At 67.1% G+C, this 11,378-nt stretch carries 8 protein-coding genes; 2 read left to right on the top strand and 6 right to left on the bottom strand.

What is annotated here, in order from left to right; all coding sequences use genetic code 11:
* The first annotated feature begins 27 nt into the window (after window positions 1-27).
* Window positions 28-1,104 (top strand): MBL fold metallo-hydrolase, encoded by a 1,077-nt coding sequence (locus tag AC13FN_RS06180; protein ID WP_482984833.1) that lies wholly within the window; start codon window positions 28-30, stop codon window positions 1,102-1,104.
* 165 nt (window positions 1,105-1,269) lie between these two features.
* Window positions 1,270-4,389 (top strand): galactose-binding domain-containing protein, encoded by a 3,120-nt coding sequence (locus AC13FN_RS06175; protein ID WP_482984834.1) that lies wholly within the window; start codon window positions 1,270-1,272, stop codon window positions 4,387-4,389.
* Window positions 4,390-4,532: 143 nt separating this feature from the next.
* Here AC13FN_RS06175 and AC13FN_RS06170 read toward each other — a convergent pair whose 3' ends face one another.
* From AC13FN_RS06170 to AC13FN_RS06145, 6 genes are read right to left on the bottom strand one after another with little or no spacing between them, the layout of a single operon-like run.
* Window positions 4,533-5,507, bottom strand: coding sequence for an ABC transporter substrate-binding protein (locus AC13FN_RS06170; protein WP_482984835.1), 975 nt, complete (start codon window positions 5,505-5,507; stop codon window positions 4,533-4,535).
* Between the two features lie 16 nt (window positions 5,508-5,523).
* The gene (locus AC13FN_RS06165; protein ID WP_482984836.1) at window positions 5,524-7,269 is read right to left on the bottom strand and encodes an amino acid ABC transporter permease/ATP-binding protein; all 1,746 of its coding nucleotides are present in this window, start codon (window positions 7,267-7,269) and stop codon (window positions 5,524-5,526) included.
* Window positions 7,266-7,817, bottom strand: a complete 552-nt coding sequence (locus AC13FN_RS06160) for a GNAT family N-acetyltransferase (RefSeq protein ID WP_159360058.1) — start codon at window positions 7,815-7,817, stop codon at window positions 7,266-7,268. The genes AC13FN_RS06165 and AC13FN_RS06160 overlap by 4 nt, the downstream gene beginning before the upstream one ends.
* Window positions 7,814-9,034, bottom strand: a complete 1,221-nt coding sequence (locus tag AC13FN_RS06155) for a M20 aminoacylase family protein (protein WP_482984837.1) — start codon at window positions 9,032-9,034, stop codon at window positions 7,814-7,816. The genes AC13FN_RS06160 and AC13FN_RS06155 overlap by 4 nt, the downstream gene beginning before the upstream one ends.
* Before the next feature lie 4 nt (window positions 9,035-9,038).
* Window positions 9,039-10,382 (bottom strand): LLM class flavin-dependent oxidoreductase, encoded by a 1,344-nt coding sequence (locus AC13FN_RS06150; RefSeq protein ID WP_329922395.1) that lies wholly within the window; start codon window positions 10,380-10,382, stop codon window positions 9,039-9,041.
* Between the two features lie 18 nt (window positions 10,383-10,400).
* Entirely contained in the window at window positions 10,401-11,378 is a 978-nt protein-coding gene (locus AC13FN_RS06145; RefSeq protein WP_312391456.1) for an MsnO8 family LLM class oxidoreductase, read from the bottom strand.

Genomic DNA, 11,378 nt, shown 5'->3' with positions numbered 1-11,378 from the left:
GTGCAGTGTACCCAGCGGACGTCACCCATGAAGCGCCTGCTCCTTGTCCTTTTGCTTGGAATCCTCGCCGTGACCGCCTACACCTTCTGCAAGTCCTGGTCCCTCCCCGACTTCCCCGATTCGCCGCAGTACCGCGACGGCAAGTTCCGCAATGCCCTGCCCCGTCCGGCGATGGGCCTGCGCGACGGTGCGGAGATCTGGTGGACGTTCCTCTTCAACAAACCCAAGGGCACCGTGCCCGCGCACCCGATTCCGGTGCTGCCGCTGGACCGTGCCACCCTCGACGCCGCGCCGGACCGCAGCCTGTTCCGGATCGGTCACTCCACGATCCTGCTGAAGCTGCGCGGCCAGTACTGGCTCACCGATCCGGTGTTCTCCGAGCGCGCCTCGCCGGTGCAGTGGATGGGCCCGGCACGCTTCCATGCACCGCCGATCAGCATCGACGAACTGCCGCCGATTGCCGGCGTGATCCTCTCGCACAACCACTACGACCACCTGGATCATGCCGCCGTGATGCAACTGGCCGGCAAGACCGCACGCTTCATCGCCCCGCTCGGCGTCGGCGACCAGCTGATTGCCTGGGGTGTGGACGCCAGCAAGGTCGAACAGCTGGACTGGTGGCAATCGACCGAGGCCAGCGGCCTGCGCCTGACCGCCACCCCGGGCCAGCATTTCTCCGGCCGCGGCCTGGGCGACAGTGATCGCAGCCTGTGGGCGTCGTGGGTGATCCAGGACGGCGACTTCCGCATCTTCTTCAGCGGCGACACCGGCTACTTCGACGGCTTCAAGGCCATCGGCGAGAAGTACGGCCCATTCGACCTGACCATGATCGAGACCGGCGCCTACGATCCGCGCTGGGCGTTCGTGCACATGCAACCGGAACAGACGCTGCAGGCGCATCTGGACCTGCGCGGCAAGTGGCTGCTGCCGATCCACAACGGCACCTTCGACCTGGCCCTGCACGCATGGCAGCAGCCGTTCGAGCGCATCACCGCATTGGCGGCCGCGAAGAACGTGCCGGTGGCCACGCCGATGATGGGCGAAGCGCTGGACATGCAGGCGCCGCAGGCGGGTACGCGCTGGTGGGAGACGGTGGAGCTGTAGCGTGCGGTGCGCTTGACCTGCCGGAGACCATGTAGAGCCGAGCCATGCTCGGCTGCGTCAACCACAGAAGCGGCCTGCGACGCTGCAGCGCGTCATGTAACCGATTACATACCTTGCTAGCGTAGCGCTCGCCCGATTCCGGTCGAACCTGCGAGGCTGTCCGTAATGACGTTGCGCGCCGAACGCTCCAAGGTCTCCACACCGCTTTTCCCGTTGCGCCCTGCCGCTGCCCTGCTGTTGGCCGCCCTGGCCTCCAGCGCACAGGCACAGACCCTCCCCCCGCGCAGCCAATGGCAGGCCAGCAGTTCCTCGCAGCAGGTACCCGCGATGGCGATCAGCCACCTGATCGACGGCGACCCGAAGACCGTCACCGGCGGCGCCTTCAGCCCCGGCCATTGGTTCCAGATCGATCTGGGGGCCCCCGCGATGATGGCCGGCGTACGCCTCACCTGGGATGTCTCCAACCCGGAAGGCTATTCGCTGCAGACCTCGCTGGACGGCCAGCAGTGGCAGACCGCGTACACCATGGCCGATTCGCTGGGCGACGTCGAAACGCTTTACTTCGCGCCGCGGCAGGCGCGCTACCTGCGGCTGGCCAGCCCGCACCGCACCTCCGATTGGGGCGTGTCGATCTTCGAGATGGAGCCGCTGGACAGCACGCTCAGCGCACGCATCGCCGATGTCGATGCGACACAGGCAGCCGCGCTCTGGCATGGCGGCGGCACCGTTGCGGTTCCGGCCGGAAAAGGTGGATCCCATGCGCTCGAGATCACGCTGCCGCAGGCTCAATCCACGGCCGGCCTGGTGGTCGACTGGGCCGATGGCAGCCGCGGTCCTGCGCGATTGCAGGCTCAGGATGCTCAGGGCCGATGGCAGGACCTCGCACACGATGCGCAGGCGGCCAGCCATCGGCAAAGCTGGCTGGCTGCTGACACGGCAAAACCCCTGCGTGCGTTCCGGCTGAGCGTGGACGGCCCCGCACCGCAGGTCGCGCGACTGCGCCTGCTCGGGCCAAAGGCGGTAATGACGCCGATGAAGCGATACCAGATCACCGCCAGCGGCGCTCAGCGCGCGTTGTTCCCGGCATCGCTGCAGATGCAGCAGACCTACTGGACCGCCGTCGGTGTGCACGCAGGACGACAGAAATCGATCTTCGACGAATACGGCAATCTGGAAGCCTTCAAGGGCGCGCCGCTGGTGCAGCCGATCTGGCGTGGCGCTGACGGGCGTGCCGCTGGCGCGGCAGGACAGCCGATACAGCACGCGTTGCGGGATGGCTGGAAGCCGATGCCCTCCGCCACCTGGTCACCGCAGCCCGGCCTGGAGCTGCGCAGCGAGGTATTCGCCATCGAGCGCGACGGCCAGCCGGTAACGTTCTTGCGGCATCGCCTGCACAACACGGGCAGCGCCAGGATCGAAGGCACGCTCAGCCTGGTCGTGCGCCCGATGCAGATGAATCCGCCGTGGCAGAACGGCGGGCTGTCACCGATCCGCGATGTGACCATCGATGGGCAGGCGGTGCGCATCAATGGACGCACGCTGCTGCAGTCGCTCACGCCGGTGGCTGCGTCCGGCGCGGCGCCGTTCGGCAAGGATGGCGCAACGGAAATCACCGCGACCCTCGCTGCCGGCCAGCTGCCCTCCACGCAACAGGCGCGCGACGACGAGGGTCTTGCCTCGGCTGCGTTGAACTACCGCGTATCACTGGCACCGGGGGCCAGCGATGCCATCGTGGTCGCGTTCCCGCTGGGTACTACCGCCGCCGATACCAAGGGCGCACTGCCCGAAGCGCCTGCGCTCGATCTAGCCACGCTGCCCCGCGATGCCAATGCGGCGTTCGATTCCCTGGCCACGCAGGCGTCCGCGGACTGGCAGGCACGGCTGGGCCAGGTCGGCCTGCGCCTGCCCGATCCCTCACTGGTCGACATGCTGCGTGCGCAGGCCGCCTACATGCTGATCAACCAGACCGGCCCGGCGATGCAGCCCGGCCCGCGCAACTACAACCGCTCCTTCATCCGCGACGGCATGGCCACCTCGGCGGTGCTGCTGCGCATGGGCGAGGCCAAGGTCGCGCGCGACTACCTGGGCTGGTACAGCGAACACGGCGTGCATGCCAACGGCCTGGTCTCGCCGATCCTCAACGACGATGGCAGCGTCAACACCGGTTTCGGTTCGGATATCGAGTACGACAGCCAGGGCCAGTACGTGGCGCTGGTGGCCGATGTCGCGCGCCTCGATGGCGGACCCGAATCGGTACGTGCCTATCTGCCGAAAGTGAAGGCAGCGCTGCGCTTCCTGCAGGAACTGCGCGAACGCACGCTGGCGCCCGGCTACAAGGCCGACCAGCCAGCGCCGGAGCGCTTCGCGGGCATTCTTGCGCCGTCGATCAGCCATGAGGGTTATCCGTCTCCCACCCACAGCTACTGGGACGACTATTGGGGCCTCAAAGGGTGGCACGACGGCGCGTGGCTGGCCGAGGCACTGGGCGACCACGAGACTGCGATGTGGGCACGGGAACAGTACAAACTGCTTTACGACGCGCTGCATGCCTCGATCCGGGCGACGATGGCGTGGAAGGGCATCGACTTCATTCCCTCCTCGGCCGACCTGGGCGATGGCGATCCCACCGGCGTTTCGATCGCACTGGACCCGACCGGCGCACAGAGCGTGCTGCCCGCTGAGGCGCTGCGGACCACTTTCGCGCGTTATCTGGAGGACGTGCGCAAGCGCAGCCAGCCTGGTGCGCTGTACGCCTACACGCCGTACGAAATCCGCAACGTGCTGAGCTATGTGCACCTGGGCCAGCCGCAGGTGGCCGATGAGCTGCTGCAGGGACTGCTGCATGATCGGCGCCCGCTTGAGTGGCAGGTTCTGGCTGAGGTCGTGCACTCACGCCTGCGTTTTCCGCGTTACCTGGGCGACATGCCGCATACCTGGATTGGTGCCGAGTACGGCCGCACGCTGTTCGGCATGCTGATGCGCGAAGACGATGACGCCCTCTCACTGCTGCCGGGCACGCCGCCCTCGTGGGTGGCAGGCGATGGATTGGCGGTGGAGCGGTTGCCGACAGCGTATGGCACGTTGCAGATGCAGGCGCGGCAGCGCGACGGCGTGCTGACGGTGGCGCTTGGTGAGGGGCTGCGCGGCGGGACGATGGTGAAGGTCTGGTGGCCGGCGCGCACCATGCCGAAGACCGTGCGTGTGGATGGGCGTAGCGTTTCCGACTTCGATGCCGAGGGTGTGCGGTTGTCGAAGCCGTTCCGGACACTGGAGGCGCGTTGGTAGAGTCGAGCCATGCTCGACTCATCGCGCATCGCGCGAACCGCAGCCGAGCATGGCTCGGCTCTACAAAAGGCAGACTCCGCGATTAGATCCACGCCATGGCTCGGCTCTACAAAGACGGAGGTAGCGCCGGGTCATGCGCAGCGTCACAGCGTCGGCAACCCCGGCGGATTGGTCTGCGACTGCGGCACCGCTTCCTCGGCCACATTCCATCGCTTCAGCGCCTGCGCATAGGTGCCGCTGCCGATCTGGGTATTCAGCGCCTGCGTCACCGCGTCGGCCAGGCCGCTGCCCTTGCGCGTGGTCACCGAAATCGCCGCGGCATTCGGCCAGCCGCCAGGGAACAGGCCCACGCGCCGCACCTTGCCATCGCGTGCCGAATAAGCGCCGGTGGCATTGGGCTCGAACGAGACATCGGCGCGGCCGGTGATCACCGCCAAGCGACCGACCACCGCGTCGTCGAAGTACTGGTACTCCACCGGCTTCAGGCCCGCGGCGATGTTCTGCTGATCCCACTGACGCAGGATCTGGTCCTGGTTGGTGCTGGCACCCACCACCACCTTCAGGCCGGCAACGTCGGCGGGCTTCTCGATTTTCTGTATCGGCCCATCAGTGCGCGTGTAGATGCCCAGCAGGTCGTAACGATAGCTGGAGAAATCGAATTTCTTCTTGCGCTCCTCGGTGACCGTCACATTGGACAGCACCGCATCGTACTTGCCCGATTCCAGCCCCAGCGGCCAATCGGACCAGGCCACCGGTACGATCACCAGCTTCAGGCCCAACCCATCGGCGATCAGCCGCGCGATGTCCGGCTCGATGCCGACCACGTCCTTGCTGTCGGCACCATAGTCGGCCAGCGGCAGCTGCCCCGGATGAGTGGCCACGGTGAACGTGCCGGGGGTGACGAAGCGATAGTCGGCCGGGATCAACGCCTGCGCCTTCGGGTCAAACGTGCCCTTCAGCACGGCTGTGTTCGCACCGGCCAGGCTGGTCGCGGCCACGGCGCCGGCATCCGGTGCCTGGCGTACGCGCGAATAGACGATACCGGCGATGCCGATGACCAGCACGCCCACGATCAACAGGGTGCTGCGCGAGGGGCGACGCGGTGCTGCAGGGCTCATGGTGTTCCTTCCGGGGCTACAGGGTCTTGGCCAGGAAATCGGCCGTGCGTTGCTGGCGCGGGCGCTCGAACAGGGCCTCGGGCGTGCCCTGCTCGATCACCCGCCCCTGGTCCATCATCACCACGTGGTCGGCCACACGGCGGGCGAAGCTCAGTTCATGGGTGACGATCACCAGCGTGGTGCCGGAACTGGCCAGCTCCTCAATCACACTGAGCACCTCGGCCACCAGTTCCGGGTCCAGTGCCGAGGTCGGTTCATCGAACAGCAGCACCTTCGGTTGCAGCGCCAGTGCGCGGGCGATCGCGATGCGCTGCTGCTGGCCACCGGACAGCTGGCGCGGGAAGGCATCGGCCTTGTCGGCCAGGCCGACCCGCTCCAGCAGTGTGCGCGCCTGCTGCTCGGCCTGCGCGCGCGATACACCACGTACCGCGATCGGTGCCTCGATGATGTTCTCCAACGCGGTCAGATGCGGGAACAGGTTGAAGCCCTGGAACACCATGCCCACTTCCGCACGACGGCGGCGGATCTCGCGCTCGGGCAGTTCGTACAAGGTGTCACCCTCGCGGCGGTAGCCGATCAGCTGGCCGCCGACAGTCACGTAGCCGCTGTCGGCACGTTCCAGGTGGTTGATCAACCGCAGCAGCGTGGATTTCCCGGCGCCGGACGGTCCGATCAGCACCGTCACGCCGCCGGCGCGCAGATCCAGGTTCACGTCTTCCAGCACCGGCTGATCGCCGAACACCTTGCCCACACCATGCAGCGACACCGCCGCACCCTCGCCCGCTTCCACCTGAGTGGCGATGCGCGGGCGGTTGGCCACGCGCGGTGCGGCATCGCTCTGCGCGCGCTCCGGCGATGACACGCGCGACACCGAGCGCTCACGCTGCAGCTGGCCGCGCGCGAAGCGTTGTTCCACGCGCCGCTGCAGCAGCGATAACACGGTCAGGATTACCAGGTACCAGACCGTGGCCACCATCAGCAGCGGCACCACCTCCAGATTGCGGCGGTAGATCACCTGCACGGTGTAGAACAGCTCCGGCAGCGCCAGCACGTAGACCACCGAAGTGCTCTTGGCCAGGCCAATCACATCGTTGAAGGCGGCCGGCAGGATCGAGCGCATCGCCTGGGGCAGGATGATGCGGCGCACCTGGCGGCTACGCGGCAGGCCAAGCGCAGCGGCCGCTTCGTACTGTCCGTGGTCGACCGAGAGGATGCCACCGCGGATCACCTCGGCCGAGAACGCTGCCTGGTTCAGGGTCAGGCCCAGCACCGCGGCGGTGAACACACCGATCAGCTGTGTGGTCGGATACGAGAACAGGCTGATTCCGGTGAACGGCACGCCCAGTTCGATGGTGCTGTACAGGTAGCCCAGGTTGTTCAGCAGCAACAACAGCACCAGCAACGGGATCGAACGGAACAGCCACACATAGCCCCACGACACCGCCGACAGCAGCGGCGAGCCGGAGACGCGTGCCAGCGCGAGCAGCGTACCCAGCGCGAAACCGAGGCCGGTGCCAAGCGCGGTCAGCAGCAGCGTGCGACCCAGGCCTTCCAGCACCGGGCGTGCGAAGAACCACTCGGCGAAGGTGCCCCAACCCCAGCGCGGATTGCCCAGCACGGACTGCAGCCCGATCAGGATCAGCGCCAGTGCCAGCACCGTGCCGAAGACCTGCAGCGGATGCCGGGCCGGCACGATCTTCAGTGCCTGTCCGGGCGCCGGACGAGCGGCGATGCCCTCCAGCGCGGTCGACGGTGTGCTCATGCGTGGGCTCCGTGCAGCAGTGCCTGTGCAGGGGTAACGACAGGCGTCGTCGCCCGCAGGTGCTTCTCGAACGGCAGATGCGCAACCGTTTCCGGGTCGGCCTCCAGATCGAACAACGCGGTGTAGCCATGACTGAGGTACAGGCCAACGGCTTCAGGCTGACGGAAGCCGGTGGTCAGGAACACTCGTCGGTACCCTTGCCGTGCCGCCTGGTCTTCCAGCTCCTGCAGCACGCGCCGCGCAATGCCCTGGCGACGCAGTCCGGGCAGCGTCCAGATGCGCTTGAACTCGGCGGTATCCGGATCGCGGTGCGGCATGAAGGCACCACCTGAAATCGCCACACCGTCGCGCAGCAGCAGCACGAAGGCACCTACCGGGGCAGCAAAGGCCTGCGCCGGGTAGCGCTGCAGCTCCTCGCGAGCGCTGCCACCGATGCGTCGACGCACGTCGGCGTAGCGGCTGTCGTACTCCTGTTCAAGACCGTCGAACAGGGGCCGCGCCAGCGGATCATCCACCGAGGTATAGAGGAAGCGTTCGTCGCTGCTCATGTCGCATCCTTCACCAGATAGTCTTCGGCCAGCCGCGCCCACAGGCTGGCGGCGGGTGCGATGGCCGCATCGTTGAACACGTAGCGCGGGCTGTGCAGCGGCGCGCTGTCGCCGTTGCCGACGAACACGAAGCTGCCGGGACGCGCCTGCAGCAGGAAGGCGAAATCCTCGCTGGCCGTGCGCGGCGCAAACTCGGGAACGACCTGTTCGGCACCGAAGCCCTGCACCGCCACCTCGCGGATGTAGGCGGTCTGCTGCGGGTGATTGATCACGCTGGGGAAGCCGCGCGGGAACTCGATCTCGGCGCGCGCACCGAACGCGGCGGCGGTATGTTCGGCAATCTCGGTGACCCGGCGCCGCAGGGTGTCGCGCACTTCCGGCAGGTAGGCGCGCACGGTCAGCTTCAGCTCAACCACGTCTGGAATCACATTGGCGGCCTGCCCGCCGTGGATCGAACCGACGGTGACCACACCCATCTGCCGTGGATCGACATTGCGCGACACCACGCTCTGCAGCGCGGTGATGATGTGCGCCGCCACCAGGATCGGGTCGACACTCCCTTGTGGTTCAGCCCCATGCCCGCCCTTGCCGATCACCTTCAGCCGCGCCCAGTCTACGGAGGCCATTGCTGGGCCATCGACGAAGCCGAAATGGCCCACCGGCACGCCCGGCCAGTTGTGCAGCCCATAGATCGCATCCACCTGGAAGCGCTCGAACAGGCCGTCGGCGATCATCTTCGAGGCACCCGAGCCGGTTTCCTCGGCGGGCTGGAACACCAGCTGCAGGGTGCCGTCAATCCTTCCGTGGTGGGCCAGGTAATGCGCGGCGGACAGCAGGATGGCGGTGTGGCCATCGTGGCCGCAGGCATGCATCAGGCCCTCGGTCTGGCTGGCATAGGCCAGGCCGGAGTCCTCATGGATCGGCAGTGCGTCGATGTCGGCGCGCAGGCCGAGGCGACGGCTGCCCTGCCCGCGCTGCAGCATGCCGACCACGCCGGTGCCGCCGAGCCCGGTGGTCACCTCATAACCCCACTGCTGCAGCAGCTCGGCCACACGTGCACTGGTGCGATGCTCCTCGAAGGCCAACTCCGGGTGCCGGTGCAGATCGTGGCGGATCGCGATGGCGGCCTCGGCGCGTGCTGCAATTTCCGGCAGCACGCCGGTTGTTGGGGAAGTCTGCCGGACGTGGCCCGGTGCTGCCGCAGTTTCTCCGCTCATCGCCTTACCCCACCTTCCGCGCCGGTTCGGCGTCGGTCGAATAGCGGCTGGCCTTGTACGGCAGGCCCAGATGCTCGCGCAGGGTCTGTCCTTCCAGCTCGCGCTGGTGGTAGCCGCGCGCCTGCAGGATCGGCAGCACCTGGGTCACGAAATCGTCCAGGCCTTCGCGCTGTGCGGCGAAACCAAGGATGAAGCCATCGCTGGCTCCGGCATCGAACCAGCGGATCAGCTCATCGGCCACATGCTCCGGTGTGCCGATGAAGTTCGGCCGTGGGCTCACCGCTTCAAGTGCCACCTGGCGCAGGCTCAGGCCCTTCTCACGCGCATCCTGCTTGATGCGGTCGGTGGTGGAACGGAACGAATTGCTGCCGATGTCACCCAGCTCCGGGAACGGTGCATCCGGGTCGTACTGGCTGAAATCGTGGTGATCGAAGAAGCGCCCGAGGTAGGCCAGCGCATCTTCCAGCGTGGCCAGTGCGGCAATCGCCTGGTACTTGGCTTCGGCGTCCTCGGCGGTGCGGCCGACGATGGGGCCGATGCCCGGGAAGATCTTCACGTCATTGCCGCTGCGGCCGTGCGCAATCGCCGAGTTCTTCACCTTCTGGGTGAACGCGCGGGTTTCTTCCAGCGACGGCGAATGGGTGAACACCGCGTCGGCGTACTTGCCGGCCAGTGCGATGCCATCATCAGACGAACCCGCCTGGAAGATCACCGGCTGGCCCTGTGGCGAACGCTGGATGTTGAGCGGGCCTTCCACCTGGAAGAAGCGGCCCTTGTGGTCGAGGCGGCGGAATTTCTCCGGTGCGAAGAAGGTGCCGCTGTCGCGCTCACGCACGAAGGCGTCGTCGTCCCACGAATCCCACAGCCCCTGCACGACATCCAGGTACTCATCGGCGATCTGGTAGCGCAGCGCGTGCTCCGGGTGTGGCCGGCCGTAGTTGCGGCCCGAACCTTCCAACGGCGACGTCACCACATTCCAACCGGCACGGCCGCCGCTGAGCAGATCCAGCGAGGCGAACTGGCGGGCCACGGTGAACGGGTCGCTGTAGGAGGTCGACAGCGTGCCGGCCAGGCCGATCTTCTTCGTTGCCGTGGCCAGCGCCGACAGCAGCGAGATCGGCTCGAAGCGGTTGAGGAAGTGCGGGATCGACTTCTCGTTGATGTACAGGCCATCGGCCACGAAGCCGAAGGCGATGCCGTTGTCCTCGGCGGTGCGCGCGATGTCAATGTAGAACTGCAGGTTGACGCTGGCATCGGCCGGATTGGATGGATGCTTCCAGGCATGCATGTGGCTGCCGGGGCCCTGCAGCATGATGCCGAACGGAATGTGGCGCGGGGTGGTGCTCATGGGAATCGCTCCTGCAGGTCAGGCCACCGCCGCGCGTGGCGCGGGCGACAGCAGCTCAAGGGAAGTCAGGCGTGCGTCGAGGTCGGCCACCGGCGCGTCGAGGACGAATTCGCCCACGCCGAAGCGCCGATGCAGCGCATCCAGTTCATCACGCACGTGCTGCGCATCACCGGACAGCACGCTGGGGCGCGTTTCCTCGATGCGGAAGTCGGCCACGCCTACCTGGCGTGCGTACTCGGCAGCCGCCTCGGGGCTGGGCAGGTTCACCGCCTGCCCGGGACCAAGGTGCAGCTTGTAGACGCGTAGCGCACCGATATGACGCGCTGCTGCTTCGGCAGTCGGCGCGGCGAAGGCTACCGTGGCCAGCAGCGGTGGCTGCGAGGAGACGCTGCGGTAGGCGTCGAACGCCGCCTCGATGTGCTTCGGGTCGCCATCAAAGTGCGCGGCGTAGACGAAGCGCCAGCCCAGCTCGGCCGCCTGCTGCGCACTCTGCGGGCTGGCACCGAGCAGGAAACGCTCCGGCGCCTGCTGCGGGATCGGGCGCGCTTGCGCCTCGGTTTCGGTACTGGAAAGGTAGCCGTCCAGGTCGCGCAGCTGCTGGTCGAAATCGGCAAACGCCGGTCGCCCCGCTGCCAATGCAGCCGTAGAGGCCGGCAGGCCACCGGGGGCCTTGCCCACGCCCAGGTCAACACGCCCCGGCGCCAGTGCCGCCAGCAGGTTGAAGTTCTCCGCCACCTTGTACGGTGCGTAGTGGCGCAGCATCACTCCACCACTGCCGATGCGGATGCGCCGGGTCTGTGCCAGCACCCAGGCCGCCAGCACTTCCGGCGCAGGGCTGGCCAAGGTCGGAGCTGCGTGGTGCTCGGCAAACCAGTAACGGTGATAACCCAGCTGTTCGGCGCGCTGGGCCAACTGCAGGCTGTTGCGCAGCGCCTGCTCCGGCGAGGCGCCTTCGGCCAACGGGCTCTTGTCCAGTACGCTGATCTGATAGCTCAT

The sequence above is a fragment of the Stenotrophomonas sp. 115C5 genome (assembly GCF_056861055.1).
This window is presented reverse-complemented; position numbering and strand designations above follow the sequence as displayed.

Coding starts and splice junctions, on each gene's coding strand:
- AC13FN_RS06180 (WP_482984833.1), top strand. CDS start 28: ATGAAGCGCCTGCTCCTTGTCCTTTTGCTTGGAATCCTCGCCGTGACC.
- AC13FN_RS06175 (WP_482984834.1), top strand. CDS start 1,270: ATGACGTTGCGCGCCGAACGCTCCAAGGTCTCCACACCGCTTTTCCCG.
- AC13FN_RS06170 (WP_482984835.1), bottom strand. CDS start 5,507: ATGAGCCCTGCAGCACCGCGTCGCCCCTCGCGCAGCACCCTGTTGATC.
- AC13FN_RS06165 (WP_482984836.1), bottom strand. CDS start 7,269: ATGAGCACACCGTCGACCGCGCTGGAGGGCATCGCCGCTCGTCCGGCG.
- AC13FN_RS06160 (WP_159360058.1), bottom strand. CDS start 7,817: ATGAGCAGCGACGAACGCTTCCTCTATACCTCGGTGGATGATCCGCTG.
- AC13FN_RS06155 (WP_482984837.1), bottom strand. CDS start 9,034: ATGAGCGGAGAAACTGCGGCAGCACCGGGCCACGTCCGGCAGACTTCC.
- AC13FN_RS06150 (WP_329922395.1), bottom strand. CDS start 10,382: ATGAGCACCACCCCGCGCCACATTCCGTTCGGCATCATGCTGCAGGGC.
- AC13FN_RS06145 (WP_312391456.1), bottom strand. CDS start 11,378: ATGAGCTATCAGATCAGCGTACTGGACAAGAGCCCGTTGGCCGAAGGC.